Source organism: Clostridiaceae bacterium (assembly GCA_012840395.1).
In the GTDB taxonomy this organism is placed as follows: domain Bacteria; phylum Bacillota; class Clostridia; order Acetivibrionales; family DULL01; genus DULL01.
On record DULL01000047.1, the window covers coordinates 14,209 to 30,729 of the forward strand.

Sequence of the window (16,521 nt, forward strand, 5' to 3'; positions counted from 1 at the left end):
CTGTTATAAACAAATTATTAAACGAACCATTAACCAAACCATTAACCGAACCAATAGATCTTGAAATTAGATCTTGAAGTCAGAAAGGGAATTAGTTTGGTTTTGTTTAGTTTAATAAGGAAAGCTGGGATTCTATGGACAGTGCGCTTATAATATCTTATTCGGAGAAAAGTGTCACTTATTTGGCTGAAATTCTGGCAGAGGCTTCTGTGACAAATATTACCACAGCTTCCAATGCTGGTGAAGCAAGACGGATTTTGATAGAAAAGGACTTTGACTTATGTATTATAAATGCTCCTCTTCCTGATGAGTTTGGAGAAAGTCTTGCCTGCAATATAGCTGCAAAAGAATCCAGCCAGGTGATTTTAATTGTAAAGTCTGAATTGTACGATGAAATTTCAGATAGAGTAGAGGATTATGGGGTAATTACCATAGCAAAACCCATTAACAAATCCTTATTATGGAATGCAATAAAGATAGCTTCGGCAGCCCATAAGAAAATTAAAACCATAGAAGATGAAAAGAAAAAGCTGATTCAAAAAATTGAAGATATAAGAATCATTGACAGAGCCAAATGCATTCTAATTTCCCATCTTTCCATAACAGAACCGGAAGCACACAGATATATTGAAAAGCAGGCTATGGATATGAGGATGACAAGAAGAAAAATAGCTGAGGAGATATTAAAAATATATGAAAACTGATCCAATATATAAACTTATACCAGCTATAAGAAAAATATGAAAAAGTTGTCAGCATGTTATAAAAGACCTGTCCAAATAGTCTTTGGAGGTAGAAATGAACAGTAAAGCATTTTTAGTACTTGAAAACGGAAAAATATTTGAAGGATTTTCCTTTGGAACTGTAGGTGAAGTTACAGGCGAAATAGTGTTTACAACTGGCATGACAGGGTACCTTGAAACCCTGACGGATAAAAGCTATTTTGGCCAAATAATCCTGCATACTTTTCCTCTTATCGGTAATTACGGCGTTATTCCGGAGGATTTTGAAAGCAATGTAATTTCCGCCCGTGGATACATTGTTAAACAGGTGTGCAGCAAACCTTCCAATTTCAGAAGTAATGGTGATATTGATAGTTTTTTGAGAGAACGAAATATAGTAGGACTATGGGGAATTGATACCAGGGAATTGACAAAAGTATTAAGGGAACAGGGTACAATGAACGGAATGATTACAACAGATCCAGAAAAAGCGGATTTGGATAAAATCAGGTCCTATTCAATAAAAAATGCTGTAGAAAGTGTTTCTGTCAAAGAGAAGAAAGTTTTAAATCCCCATGGCAGGTACACCATTGCATTGCTGGATTTTGGCTTCAAGGAGAATATTGCAAGAGAGCTGATAAAAAGAAACTGCAAGGTAATTTTGCTGCCTCATGATACACCTGCAGATATGGTTATTGACCAAAGAATAGAAGGGATTGTTTTATCTAACGGTCCTGGTGACCCGGCAGACAATCCTTTGATTATAAATAATTTAAAACACCTGGTGAATTCAGGAATACCAATTTTCGGGATATGTTTGGGACATCAGCTATTAGCACTATCCCAAGGTTTTTCAACAAGAAAGCTAAAATACGGTCACAGGGGGGCAAACCAGCCTGTAAAAGATTTTGACACAGGGCGTTTATATATTACCAGCCAGAACCATGGATATTACGTAACCAGCGAAAGTATAGATAAATCCATAGCACAGCCCTGGTTTATAAACATCAATGATAATACCTGTGAAGGACTGCAATATATAAATTACCCTGTTTTCTCGGTGCAGTTTCATCCTGAAGGATGCGGAGGGCCGAGAGATACAGACTTTTTGTTTGACATGTTTTTAGAGAAGGTGGAAGAGTATGCCTTTAGATAAAAGTATTAAAAAAGTTCTTCTAATTGGTTCGGGACCAATTGTAATCGGTCAGGCTGCTGAATTCGATTATGCAGGAACCCAGGCCTGCCGGATGCTTAAAGAAGATGGAATTGAAGTAATTCTTGTTAATTCCAATCCTGCTACCATAATGACCGATAGTTCCATGGCAGACAGGATTTATGTGGAACCTCTCACCCTTACAACTGTAAAAAGGATTATAGAAAAAGAACGTCCCGATAGCATTCTGTCCGGATTTGGCGGGCAAACGGGACTTACCCTCAGCATGCAGCTTGCCAAAGAAGGCTTTCTGGATAAAATGAATGTCCGTCTCCTTGGTTCTTCACTGGAAGCTATAGAAAAGACAGAGGACAGGCAAATTTTTAAAGAGACAATGGAACAAACAGGGCAGCCGGTTATTCCTTCTGTTATTGCAAGGGATGTGGATACAGCCCTGAAATTTGCAGAAGAAAACGGATATCCTGTAATTATCCGCCCGTCGTTTACTCTTGGAGGAAGCGGCGGAGGTATAGCAAATAATAAAGATGAGCTTCTGGAAATAGCGCGAAATGGGCTTAGTCTTTCTCCCATCCATCAGATACTGGTGGAGCAGTCTGTGGCTGGCTGGAAAGAAATTGAATTTGAGGTAATGAGGGATAGAAACGGAAATACCATAGCAGTCTGTTCTATGGAAAACTTTGATCCTGTAGGTATACATACAGGAGACAGTATCGTAATTGCACCTGCCGTAACGCTTGCTGACAAGGAATACCAGATGTTAAGGAAGGCTGCACTGGATATTATAGAAGCGCTGGGAGTTGAAGGAGGCTGCAACTGCCAGTTCGCTTTAGACCCATATTCCATGGAATACAGGGTTATAGAGGTAAATCCCCGGGTGTCCCGTTCATCCGCTCTTGCTTCAAAAGCAACAGGATATCCTATTGCAAAGGTAGCAACAAAGATTGCTTTAGGCTATACGCTGGACGAAATTCCTAATGCTGTGACAGGAAAAACTTTTGCCGCTTTTGAGCCTACCCTTGATTATGTGGCAGTAAAACTTCCAAGATGGCCTTTTGATAAATTTGTTTATGCGAAAAAAGTATTAGGGACCCAGATGCAGTCTACAGGCGAAGTTATGGCTATATCTGATACTTTTGAGGATGCTATCTTAAAAGCCGTGAGAGGTGCGGAAATAGGCTTAAAGGACCTTAATCTGCCAAAGATAAAAACACTGTCTGACAAAAAAATCCGTGACCTTCTGCACGATGCTACCGACGAGAGGCTGTTTGTGGTATACGAGGCTATAAAGAGGGGTTTTTCTATAGATGAAATTCATTCGATAACAAAAATAGACAGATGGTTTTTATATAAGCTTGCAAATATTGATGAGAATAACAAGAACAAACTGCTAACCTACAAAATGGTTGACACCTGCGGAGGAGAATTTGAAGCAAAAACACCTTATTTTTATTCCATAAGAGGAAATGGAGAAAATGAAGCATTGCCATTTATACAAAAGAACGCGAAAAAACGGATTGTTGTACTGGGCAGCGGACCTATTCGTATAGGACAGGGTATTGAATTTGATTATGCCTGTGTTCACTGTGTAAAAGCCTTAAAAAAGATGGGATATGAGGTTATAGTCATTAACAACAATCCCGAAACTGTTTCTACTGATTTTGATACAGCTGACAGGTTGTACTTTGAGCCACTTTATGTTGATGACGTAATGAGCATAATTGAAATGGAAAAGCCGGTTGGAGTTATTGTTGCATTTGGCGGAGGGACGGCAATTAAACTTACTAAAAAATTATATCAAAAAGGTGTAAATATTATTGGAACTTCTGCAGACAGCATTGATATCTGTGAAGACAGGGAGCGCTTTGATGCTTTATTGGAAAGGCTTGGCATAGACCGCCCTAAAGGATATTGTGTAATGACAAAGGAAGAAGCGTTTATTGCTGCGGAAAATCTGGGATATCCCGTGTTGATGAGGCCTTCCTACGTGCTGGGTGGGCAAAACATGATCATTGCATTTTCTTCTTCAGATATAGAGGAATATATGGATATTATTCTACGATATGAGCAAGAGAATCCTGTTTTGATTGACAAATATCTGAGCGGAAGAGAAATTGAAGTAGATGCTGTTTGCGACGGGCAGGATGTATTGATACCGGGAATTATGGAACATATTGAACGTACAGGGATTCATTCGGGTGACAGTATAGCCGTTTATCCTGCCATTCATATTGAAGATCAAATGGCTCAGAAGATCTTGGAATGTACTGAAAAAATATGCTTTGCCCTGAATTCAAAAGGGCTTGTGAATATACAGTATATTGTAACAGGAGATAAGTTATATGTAATCGAAGTCAATCCGCGGGCTTCCCGAACAGTGCCATATTTAAGTAAAGTTACAGGTATTCCTATCTGTGAGCTAGCCACAAAAGTCAGTATGGATGAGCGGCTTTCAAGTTTAGGATATGGAAGAGGAATATACAAGACTCCCCCTTATGTAGCAGTAAAAGTTCCGGTGTTTTCTTTTGAAAAGCTTACAGACGTGGATACACATTTAGGTCCGGAAATGAAATCCACGGGTGAAGTACTTGGCATAGGAAAAACCTTGAATGAAGCGCTGTATAAAGGACTGGTTGCTGCAGGATATAAAATGAGGAAAAAAGGTGGCGTACTGATAACAGTCCGTGACAGTGACAAGGGTGAAATTGCAGATGTGGCAAGAAAATTCTGCAATCTCGGATTCAGTCTCTATGCGACAAAAGGCACGGGAAAGGTTTTATCTGCAGCAGGACTTTCCTGCAAAACTATCAATAAAATACATGAAAGTGTTTTAAATAACTCAATGACAATTTTAGAGAGTGGCATGATTTCCTATGTTATTTCAACCTCAGAGAGAGGAAGAGACCCTGCCGACGATGATGTAAAATTACGCAGAAAGGCCTGCAGACTAGGAATTCCGTGCCTTACCTCTCTGGATACTGCAAATGCGCTTGCAGAAAGCCTTATGAGCAGCTACAGCGAAATTAATACTGAACTTGTTAATATTAATGAAATGAGGGTTGAGCGTATGAAACTTGAATTTACAAAAATGCAGGGCTGTGGCAACGATTATATCTACATCAATTGTTTTGAACGTGAGATAAACTGCCCGGAAAGTCTTTCAGTTGCTTTGTCAGACAGACATTTTGGGATAGGCAGCGATGGTATTGTTTTAATATGTAAAAGTGATGTGGCTGATGCAAAAATGAGGATGTTCAACCTTGACGGCAGCGAAGGGAAAATGTGCGGCAATGCTATCCGTTGCGTGGCAAAATATCTTTATGATAACGGTATTGTAAAAAAGAGTGAAATGACCATTGAAACATTAAGCGGGATAAAAACTCTTAAAAATAATACCAAAAATGGTCTTGTATCATCTGTCAGGGTAGATATGGGAAGAGCTGAGCTTGAACCTTCAAAAATTCCAGTGTTATTGCAAGGAGAAAGTGTTATTAATGAACCTGTAGAGGTTAGTGGTAAATTGTATCACATTACCTGCGTTTCAATGGGCAACCCCCATGCTGTGGTATTTAGTCATGAGATAGACCACTTAAACCTCAAGGAAATTGGCCCCTTGTTTGAGAATCATCAACTTTTCCCTGAACGTGTCAATACCGAGTTTGTAAAAGTCATTGATAATAATACATTAAAAATGCGTGTATGGGAGCGGGGAAGCGGAGAAACCCTTGCTTGCGGAACAGGTGCCTGTGCAGCGGCTGTTGCAGCTGTATTAAACGGATATTGCAATAAGGGAGAAGACATCCGTGTGCTTTTATTAGGAGGAGAACTTATAATTAATTATACTGATGAGAGAGTATATATGACTGGAGACTGCCATAAAGTCTTTGAAGGGGTGGTTGAAATATGAGAGATTATAATATTGAATTAAAAAACAGAATACAATTTATACGTGATTGTTTAAATCAAGCTTCTGCCAGTGGGATTGTTTATGGGAACAGCGGAGGAAAGGACAGCGCCCTGACAGGCATTTTATGTAAAATGGCTTGTGATAACACAGTAGGGCTTGTTATGCCCTGCAGGTCCAAACGCAATTATTCTCAGGATAAAGATGATGCTTTAGCTGTTGCCAGGCAATTTGGCATAGAGGTAAGAGTTATTGATTTAGGCAGCATAATGGATGAGTTTGAAAACTCTATAAGAAAAATCACTTCTCCTTCCAGTATGGCTCTTGCAAATACTGCGCCACGAATCCGTATGACGATGCTTTATGCTGTTGCCGCCAGTGAAAACAGGTTGGTGGCAGGGACGGGCAATAAAAGTGAAGGATATATGGGCTATTTTACAAAATGGGGTGACGGGGCTTATGATTTCAATCCGATTGCAGATTTGACTGTTACAGAAATTTATGAATTCTTAAGATTTTTGAAAGTTACAAATTCTATACTTGAAAAAGCCCCTTCTGCAGGCCTGTTTGACGGGCAGACAGATGAAAAGGAAATGGGGATTACTTATAAAGTTATCGACACATATCTGCAAGGAGACACAGTTAGTGAAGCTGACCGGCTGATTATAGAGAAATTTCACAGGGCAAGCGAACATAAACGGAGAATGCCACTGGTTTATGGAGGTTAAATATGATTATTAACAAGAATTATTTGAATTTAAAAGATAGCTACCTTTTTTCATTAATTGCAAAGAAAGTAAATGAATACAAAGCCCAAAACCCTGATAAAGAGATTATTAGCCTTGGTATAGGGGATGTTACTTTGCCTCTTGTTCCTGCTGTTATTGATGCAATGCAAAAGGCTGTTTCGGAAATGGGAAAGGCTGATACTTTTAAAGGCTATGGAGAGTATCAGGGGTATACTTTTTTAAGGCAGGCAGTATGCGACTATTATTTAAAGAAAGGTGTTACACTTGATAATAACGAGGTCTTCATCAGTGACGGAGCAAAAAGTGACCTGGGAAACATTCTTGATATATTTGATGTAAATAATACCGTAATTATTCCAGACCCTGTTTATCCTGTGTATGTAGATACCAACATTATGGCAGGCAGAAAAATAATTTATGTAAATGGCAGTGACCAGAACAACTTTTTACCTTTGCCTGACGAAACAACTGAAGGACATATTATATATATTTGCTCGCCAAACAATCCTACAGGTGCTGTTTATACAAAGGAACAGTTAAAGCTTTGGGTGGACTGGGCACTGGAACGTGAATCAATTATTCTGTTTGACAGCGCCTATGAAATATTTATCCAGGATAGCACCTTACCTACAAGTATTTATCAAATTGAAGGAGCAAAAAAATGTGCCATTGAATTTTGTTCCTTTTCCAAAACAGCTGGATTCACAGGGGTACGCTGCGGTTATACAATAGTACCACAGGAACTGGTAAGGGACAACGCTTCTTTAAATAAGTTATGGCTCAGGCGGCAGTCAACAAAGTTTAACGGGGTGGCTTATATAGTACAAAGGGGAGCGGAAGCGGTATTTAGTGAAACAGGATTTAGACAGATAAAGGAAAATATAAATTATTACCTTGAAAATGCCCGAATTATTGCGGATACCTTAACGGAACTTGGTATTTGGTTTACAGGAGGTAAAAATTCACCTTATATATGGCTTAAGTGTCCAAAGAATATGTCATCCTGGGAATTTTTTGATATTCTTTTAAAAGAATGCAATATAGTCGGTACTCCGGGAGCAGGTTTCGGAAATAATGGAGAGGGTTTTTTCCGTTTAACTGCTTTTGGGAACAGGGATAATGTAATAGAAGCTATGAATAGGATCAGGAAAATGAAGTTTTAACCAAGCATCAATTCAGCTCTCGCTTTTATGAACGGGAGCTGAATTGATATAAACTATCATAACAACCTTTTCAGTGGTTTTACAATAAAGAAATATTTCCCCATCACCTCAATGAAAGAATGAATGTAGGTCAGCTATTATTTCTTCAATACTCTATTATTACTTAAATTCATACAGGAAACAATTGCTTTTATCCCACCGAACACATACATTCTTGCACATTTCCTATGATTTTTTTATCTGCATGCAAATTACGCATTTTATTTTTCACCAAATTATATTAAAATATGGTTATTAAACATAACACGAAGGTGGGATACAAAATGGATAATGAATTAAAGAAAAAGTACGGTTTGCCTACAGCTATAGCTATGGTTGTAGGAATTGTCATCGGAAGTGGGGTCTTTTTCAAGGCAGAGGCTGTACTTAAAGCTACAGGCGGAAACATGCCGCTGGGTATTGCAGCCTGGGGCATTGTTGGACTTATTATGATTATTTGTTCTTATACCTTTGCTATTATGGCTACTAAATATGAGAAGGTCAATGGTATAGTGGACTATGCAGAAGCAGCCCTTGGCAATAAATATGGCTACTATGTAGGCTGGTTTATGGCCGTCATATACAATCCAACACTCACCTCTGTGCTTGCCTGGGTTTCTGCCCGCTATACTTGTGTATTGCTTAACTGGGATATTACAGGTGGTTCATGTATGACTATCGCCTGTTTCTACCTGGTAGCAAGCTATGCAATGAATGCCCTTTCTCCCATTCTTGCAGGAAAGTTTCAAGTTTCTACCACAGTTATAAAGCTCATTCCGATAACACTAATGGCAGTTATAGGAACTATCATTGGCTTGGCAAATGGCATGACGGTCAGAAATTTTTCTAATGTAGTTGATCCAAGTGTTAGTGTCGGAAATGGATTATTCGCATCTGTTGTTGCAGTAGCATTTGCCTATGAAGGCTGGATCATTGCCACTTCAATCAACGCAGAGCTCAAGGATTCAAAAAGAAATCTGCCAAAGGCACTTATTTTAGGTTCCCTTATCGTAGTTTGTGCTTACATATTCTATTACATAGGACTTGCTGGCGCTGTTACTTCTGAAGCACTCATGGAAAGCGGCCAGGCAGGGGCAAAGATGGCCTTCCAGAATATTTTCGGATCAGTTGCCGGGTCATTGATATTTGTGTTTGTAATAATTTCATGCCTCGGTACTTTAAATGGACTTATGGTAGGTTGTACCCGTGGAATGTATTCACTGGCAACGCGTAACAGAGGTCCTCTTCCGGAAACATTTAAGCAAGTAGATAAGATAACAAATATGCCAACAAACTCATCTATTTTTGGAGTGCTGCTTTGCGCATTCTGGTTGCTATATTTCTATGGCGCAAATCTGACAGCACCATGGTTTGGCCCCTTCTGTTTTGATACATCTGAACTTCCAATAATTACTCTTTATGGAGCTTATATTCCTATCTTCATTATGTTAATGATGAAAGAAAAAGATTTAAGCCCATTTAAACGCTTTGTTATGCCGGCACTTTCAATATTAGGATGTGTTTTTATGGTAATTGCTGCATGTTTCGCTCACCGCATGGCTGTTGTATATTACCTGATTATATTTATTATTATTATGGCTATAGGCGTTTTCTTTAAGGGCGAGAGTTTTGATAAGCAAAAGGTCAACTAGATACAAAAGAATTAGCATTTATTAATATATTATATTGCTTGGGTCTGATTCCTATATATTATTGGATTCAGGCCTTTTATTTTATATAGTTGCATAAAAACCACTGGAAAAGATTCTTGAACTTTGCCAGTGGTTTTTATTGACGAATAATGTCGAAAAATGTATCATAATTTAGGCAAATTTTTATCACCTAACAAGAAGGTGCAGATTGAATTCGTTGATATGTTGATATTATAAATATTTATATTTATTGGATAAAACATAAAGAAAATTTGTAAATTTTTTAAAAGAAATTAGTAATTTATAAAAAATTTTAGAAGAATGATTTGTTTTTATTAAAAATGGGTACATATTTAGAACTACAAAAATCAAATTAATAGCCCATTTCATGTATTTTTGAGATTTTTTGCATAAGTGTCTGTTTGTCAGGCAAGATAGTTGTGATGTTGTAAGTGCGAATACTTTCAATTTTCAAATGTATTAAAAAGGAAGTATTTGAGGTGAATTGCGGGAAAATATGAAAAAAGTAGTGGTTATTTTTATCCTGGTCAGCATGATTCTGTATAATAATTTGATGACTGTAAATGCTCATCCTGTAGAAATAGATTTTTATCAGATATTCGAGGAGCATGGAACAATAATGTTATTGATAGATGCAAATACAGGTGAAATTGAGCATGCTAATAAAGCGGCAAGCATTTTTTATGGATATTCACTTGAACAATTGGAATCTATGAAAATTCATGAAATAAATGTCCTATCATCAGAAGAAGTTAATCGAAAAATGCAGGAAGCAGCAAAAAATCATAAAAGCAACTATATACTTGAACAGCGGCTTGCTAATGGAGATATACGGACAGTTGAGGTCTATTCATGCCCACATACCTATAATGGCAAAACTATACTCTTTGCGACAGTATATGATATAACCGATAAAGTTGAACTTGAGAAAAAAGAAAGGTTTGTAAACAACATATTATTATTTACGCTTGCAGGTGCCGCCATTATTATAGGGGTGTTCAGTTTTATATTGTTCATGAGTTTCAAGAAATTAAAAATCCGGAATCATGAAATTGAGAGTTTAAATGAATTACGTAAAACTTATATAAACTCTTATGATAATCTCATATACCTAAAAGATGAAAACCTAAGATATGTATTTGTCAATAAAGCTGTTATGAACTTTCATAAAAAAGAAGAATCTGAAATTATTGGCCATGAAGATTTCGAAATATCAGATAAAGAATTAGCCGAAAAGCAACGGGAAACTGATCTTGCTGTGTTGGAAAGCAAAACTGTTTTCCAGACTGAATTAGCCTGGAAGGACAGAATTTTTAAAATCATAAAATTTCCAGTAAAACTAATTAACGGACATTATGGAGTCGGAGCATTTATTGAGGATATAACTGAGGCATACATCAATAGAAAAAAGGAAGGAAAAGCACTGTTGCGTAATCAAATTCTCGTAGATGTTCTCAGTCGGAAATTCGAATCTGTACAGGAGCAGCTTGATTATGCATTAAATGAATCCCTAAAGTTAACTGAAAGTAAATATGGGTATATATACTTGTATAATGAAGAAAAAAAGGAGTTTATTCTAAACTCCTGGTCAAAAGATGTAATGCCTGATTGTACAATAGTTGAAAAACAAATAAGGAACCAACTCGAGATGACAGGACTGTGGGGAGAGGTTGTATATCAGAAAAAACCGATTATTGTCAATGACTATAAGATGCCAGATATTATGAAGGAAGGATATCCAGAGAGTCATATACATATTTCCAGGTTCATGTTCATTCCTGTAGTTATAGATAATAATATTGTGGCAGTAGTTGGGTTGGCAAATAAGGATTATGACTACGACTATAATGACATTTATCAGATGATCACATTGATGAATGGAGTATGGAATGCTAAGGAAAGAAGAGAAACTCTTGTAAAATTGGCAGTTGAAAGAAACAAATTTCTGCAGACTCTGTTATCAATTGGTGATGGCGTTATGGTAGTTAACTTAGAGGGAGAAGTCACAATGCTAAATAGAGCGGCTGAAAAGTTAACCGGATGGACAATTAAGGAAGCGGAGGGAAGACACTATAAGGAGGTTTTTGTTTTGTCTCATGAGGATGAAAGAGTTAATATAGAGGATCCCATTGAGAAGGTCTTAAAAACAGATACTATTCAAGAATTAGGTAATAATGTTGTGTTAACTTCCAGAAACGGAACCCAATATTATATAGAAGATAGCGCTGCACCTATTAAAGATGATAGAAATATAACAATTGGTGTTGCTCTAGTTTTCAGAGATGTAACAGAAAAGAGAGAACAAAGAAAAAAGATAGAATACTTAAGTACCCATGATTCTCTGACAGGTCTTTATAACCGTGTGTTCTTTGAGGAAGAAATTAAAAGATTAGACACTAAAAATAATCTTCCCATCTCAATAATCATGGGGGATATGAATGGGTTAAAACTTGCGAATGATATTTTTGGCCGTGAGACAGGTGACCTGCTTTTGCAAAAGGCAGCAGATACATTTAGAAAAGTTTGCAGAGCAGGTGATATCATTGCACGTATGGGAGGAGATGAATTCATCATATTATTACCTAAAACAAAAGCAGAAGAAGCAGAAGATATCATGTTAAATATAAAAGAACAATTTTCTAAAGAAAAGGTTAAAGCAATTAGAGGTAGTATTTCTTTAGGATACGATACTAAGGTTAACGAGGATGATGATATTCTACTTACACTAAAGAACGCTGAAAGTAAAATGTATTTTGCAAAAACTCTAGACAGCAGTAAGCTTAAAAGGACTGGTGTAAAAACGATTGTTAGTACATTATATGAACATAGCCCAAAAGAAGCAGAACATTCTAAAAATGTCAGCAAAATCTGTGAGAATATAGGCAGGGCAATGGGATTGCCTGAATTAGAGATAAGAAAGCTAAAAGAAGCAGGATTCTTACATGATATAGGAAAAGTGATTTTGGATGAAAGTTTACTTAATAAAGACAAACCGTTAACACACCAGGAGAAGAAAAAAATAAAGCAACATCCGGTTGTAGGCTATAGAATATTAAACATCTTTGATTATACCTTGGATTTAGCAGAACCTGTTTTATCACATCACGAAAGATGGGATGGTACTGGTTATCCTAGGGGACTCAAGGGTGAAGAGATTCCAATTCTTTCAAGAATTATTGCAGTAGCAGAGAGTTATGATGTAATGACAAACAAATCATATAAAAATGCAATAAGTCATGAAGAAGCTATTTTGGAGCTTAAAAAAAATGCTGGTATTAAGTTTGATCCAATTGTTGTTAATAAATTTATAGATATGGTAAAAGTTGACAAATAAAAAAGCAATCTTTATTTGCCTATCAATAATTGATCAAACAATAGTTAACAGTTAATAATAAATTAATAATTAATCCAGGGTCTGACGGGGATACCATGTTCCTGTAAAACCTGTTTTATTTCTTTAACTGAATAATTTTTTTTCATTCGCGGGGAATAAAGCATTGAACTGATAATTGCTGCTGAAGCCCCGGTTTTTGTAAAGGCTTCTACAATATGTTCAGGTGTTCCGGCTCCACCGGATGCTATTATAGGTATATTTACTGCCTCAGAAATACGTGATGTTATTTCGATGTCATAACCCATGTGCGTACCATCCTGGTCAATACTGTTAACACAGATTTCTCCTGCTCCTAAATCTTCTCCTCTTTTTGCCCATTCTATGGCGTCCATACCTGTAAACACTCTTGCTCCATCTATAGCTATTTCATATCCGCTCGGAATTCTTATGCTTTTTTCTACTCTTTTAACCTGCATACTAAGAACTATGCATTGGCGGCCGAAAGCCTGAGCACCTTCACGTATTATTGAAGGATTTCTGACAGCCATTGAGTCTACACTGATTTTTTCAGCACCAGCTTTCAGTACTTCATACATGTCATCGAGATTTTTTATTCCTCCGCCAACGGTGAAGGGAACAAAAACATGTTTGGCCACATTCCTTACAGTTTCTATATCAATTTTTCTTTTTTCTGCACTGGCAGTTATATCATAGAAAATTATCTCGTCAATCTGATCATCATAAATTTTGCGGGCTATATCCACAGCTGAACCTACCTCAATATTGTTCTGGAATTTATGGGCTTTTGTCACCATACCATTTTTTATATCAAAGCAAGCGATAAGTCTTTTTGTCAGCATAATGAACCTCCTGTATTTAGAGCAAAATTCTTAAGGAGTCTAAGTCCAATCTCTCCACTCTTTTCAATATGGAATTGAGCAGCAAATATGTTTTTATATGCTATCATAGAGCAGAATTCGAGTCCATAGTAGGTTTTGGCTAAAACAATATCTTTATTTTCAGGAACGACATAGTATGAATTTACAAAATAGAAAAATTCACTATTGTTAAGTCCATCCACGATAGGATGTTCTTTTACAAAAGTTACTTCATTCCATCCCATTTGAGGTACTCTTACATTTTGTTCCGGAAACTTCTTTACTTCTCCAGAAAGCCAACCCAGGCATTTAGCGTTTCCTTCTTCACTGCGCTCAAACAGTATTTGAAGTCCAATACATATTCCTAAAAAGGGTGTTCCTTTATTCAGCACCATATCTTCAAGCACGCCTATAAGGTTAATATCTTTGAGAGAATCAATAGTTGCCTTTGCGGAACCTACACCGGGCAGAATAATACCCGTACACTTTTCTACTTGTTCGGGAGTAGAAATTAACTCTGAGTTAATATTTAATTTCTGGAGAGCATTAAGTACACTTGGGGCATTACCTGCTTTATAATCTATTACACCTATCACAAATCATTTATCCTTTCATTAGAACTATTATTTATAATTATTATTCTAGTCATAAATATAAACGCAATAAACATAATTTTTTAGAAGATAAATTAAACATAAATAATTAAACATATGCCGCATATAAAGTTTCACATATAATTTATTTTTACATAATACCATAAAAGTTAATTTAACACAATAATATGATAAAGTATTAATTCATCAAATTAAGTTTAATATATGGTTTTTCGCAGAAAAACGTTGTATAATGTAAATATATAACAAATTTTATAATATAAGGATGTTATTGTCTTAACAGAGTTTCTTATGGACTTTATTAGGTATTTGTCTGAAAAACATGGAATTTACTTAAATGAGCAACAGCAAAAAGCCGTAGTTAATATTCAGGGACCAACTCTTCTTCTTGCCGTGCCTGGAGCCGGAAAAACCACGGTAATTGTATCCCGGTGTGCAAATATGGTATTAAACCATAAAATTGATCCTGGTAAAATTCTTACTCTTACATTCAGCAAAGCATCTGTAATAGATATGAAAAACAGGTTTCATAAAATCTTTGGTGATGAGGCAGGAAAGGGACTTAATTTTTCCACAATACACAGCTTCTGTTTCAATATTCTGAAAACCTGGTCACGAGATCTGGGAGGTAATTTTCCAATCATTATTGAAAGTGATAGATCTCCAATAACTAAGAACCAGCTCTTAAGGCAGATATTTTATAAACATAATAATATATACATAAACGATGATAAACTGGAGGAATTATCAAATAAGATATGCTACATAAAAAACATGATGCTTTCTAATGATGAAATTGAAAATCAAATTACGAATATAAAAAATTTTTTTAAGATATATAAGAGCTATGAGGAATATAAGCTTCGGAATAACTATATTGATTTCGACGATATGCTGGCAAGGACTTTGAATTTACTCCTTGAAAACAAAGAAATCGCTGAAATGTACAGAAACAAATATGAGTATATTAACGTGGATGAATCTCAGGACACATCCTATTTGCAGCACCAGATAATAAGACAGCTGGCAATTCCAAAGAATAATATTTTTATGGTAGGTGATGAAGACCAAAGTATTTATGCTTTTAGGGGGGCATTCCCAAAAGCACTGATGGACTTTAAAAAAACATATCCCGGAGCCAGTGTGCTTCTTATGGAAAAAAATTATCGCTCCACACTTAACATTATTGCTGCTGCAAACAAGTTAATTAAGCAGAATGATGAGAGGTATAATAAAACCATGTTTTCGGAAAGAGGGCCGGGTGCACCGGTAAAATATAAATGCCTTCAGGAGAGAATTCAACAATATCCATACATTGTTTCTTTGCTAAAACAGCAGGAAAATCTTTCAGGAACAGCAGTGCTATACAGGAATAATGTTTCGGCCATTTCCCTGGCTTATGAACTGCATGCCAGAGGTATACCCTTTTACCTTCACGAATACAAGGCTAATTTCTTCAGACACTGGATTATCATTGATATAATTCGTTTTATGGAGTTTTCTCTCGATCAGGCAAATGTAAAAGCTTTTCGTGAGATTTATTATAAGATGAATATTTTTATTTCAAAGGCTATGGCTGATTATGCTATAGAGAATTCAAATACAGGCCGTAACTTTTTTGATATATTATTAGGGTATCCTGGAAATACTGAAATGAAAAATATTAGATTGTTAGAAACAAAACATAATATTATAAAGCTGTCAAGAATGAAACCAGAGGAAGCCATTGATTTTATCATGAATGAGCTGGGATATGGCAATTATATTATAAGGCAAAATCACAACAGTTCTGATGAATTAAACAGCCTAATGCTGTATATAAGCGAATTAAAATATATTGCTTTAAAAACAAGAAGTATAAAGGAGTTTAAAGATAATCTGGCCATCCTTAAAGAAGTAATGGATAATTCAAAACACAACAGAGAAAAAAACGCGGTTACTCTTTCCACTATTCATTCAAGTAAAGGTCTTGAGTTTGACAAAGTATACATAATTGATCTCTTTGACGGGATTTTACCTTCATCAGAAAGTATTAATAATTTCATCCTTGGGGACAAAACCCTTATACAAGAAGAAGTGCGCCTTTTCTATGTAGGAATTACCAGGGCCAAGCATTATCTGGAACTGATTGCCGCAAACAAGCTTGAAGGTAAACCTGTTAAACCTTCCCGGTTTATTGAGCAGCTTTTCTTTGAAGATAATTCACTTTCCTCCATGAGTTCAGTGGGGAATTTATATTTCCCCACTGAACAAGGTTGAATTATTAATTAATAA

General features: G+C 36.3%; 10 protein-coding genes. 8 read left to right on the forward strand and 2 right to left on the reverse strand.

What is annotated here, in order from left to right:
* Window positions 1–134 precede the first annotated feature (134 nt).
* From GXX20_05925 to GXX20_05955, 7 genes are all read left to right on the forward strand, one after another.
* Window positions 135–704 (forward strand): ANTAR domain-containing protein, encoded by a 570-nt coding sequence (locus GXX20_05925; protein HHW31199.1) that lies wholly within the window; start codon window positions 135–137, stop codon window positions 702–704.
* Window positions 705–798: 94 nt separating this feature from the next.
* Window positions 799–1,878, forward strand: coding sequence for a carbamoyl phosphate synthase small subunit (locus GXX20_05930; protein HHW31200.1), 1,080 nt, complete (start codon window positions 799–801; stop codon window positions 1,876–1,878).
* A complete protein-coding gene (gene carB / locus GXX20_05935) occupies window positions 1,865–5,800 on the forward strand; it encodes a carbamoyl-phosphate synthase large subunit (GenBank protein HHW31201.1) in 3,936 nt (1,311 codons plus the stop codon). Before GXX20_05930 ends, carB begins: the two co-directional genes overlap by 14 nt.
* Window positions 5,797–6,525, forward strand: coding sequence for an NAD(+) synthase (gene nadE, locus GXX20_05940; GenBank protein HHW31202.1), 729 nt, complete (start codon window positions 5,797–5,799; stop codon window positions 6,523–6,525). Before carB ends, nadE begins: the two co-directional genes overlap by 4 nt.
* 2 nt (window positions 6,526–6,527) lie before the next feature.
* Window positions 6,528–7,709, forward strand: a complete 1,182-nt coding sequence (locus GXX20_05945) for an LL-diaminopimelate aminotransferase (GenBank protein HHW31203.1) — start codon at window positions 6,528–6,530, stop codon at window positions 7,707–7,709.
* A 323-nt stretch (window positions 7,710–8,032) separates the two neighbouring features.
* Window positions 8,033–9,400, forward strand: a complete 1,368-nt coding sequence (locus tag GXX20_05950) for an APC family permease (GenBank protein HHW31204.1) — start codon at window positions 8,033–8,035, stop codon at window positions 9,398–9,400.
* A 517-nt stretch (window positions 9,401–9,917) separates the two neighbouring features.
* Window positions 9,918–12,755, forward strand: a complete 2,838-nt coding sequence (locus GXX20_05955) for a PAS domain-containing protein (protein ID HHW31205.1) — start codon at window positions 9,918–9,920, stop codon at window positions 12,753–12,755.
* Window positions 12,756–12,817: 62 nt separating this feature from the next.
* Here the strand turns inward: GXX20_05955 and hisF are convergent, their stop codons facing one another.
* Together hisF and hisH are read right to left on the reverse strand one after the other, a co-directional pair.
* Window positions 12,818–13,615, reverse strand: a complete 798-nt coding sequence (gene hisF / locus GXX20_05960) for an imidazole glycerol phosphate synthase subunit HisF (protein HHW31206.1) — start codon at window positions 13,613–13,615, stop codon at window positions 12,818–12,820.
* Window positions 13,609–14,229 carry an imidazole glycerol phosphate synthase subunit HisH gene (hisH, locus tag GXX20_05965; protein HHW31207.1) on the reverse strand — a complete coding sequence of 207 codons (621 nt, stop codon included), beginning with the start codon at window positions 14,227–14,229 and terminating at the stop codon, window positions 13,609–13,611. The genes hisF and hisH overlap by 7 nt, the downstream gene beginning before the upstream one ends.
* Before the next feature lie 309 nt (window positions 14,230–14,538).
* On the opposite strand from hisH, the gene GXX20_05970 reads away from it, so the two are divergent.
* On the forward strand, window positions 14,539–16,506 hold the full coding sequence (locus tag GXX20_05970; protein HHW31208.1) for an ATP-dependent helicase: 1,968 nt from the start codon (window positions 14,539–14,541) through the stop codon (window positions 16,504–16,506).
* Window positions 16,507–16,521 lie beyond the last annotated feature (15 nt).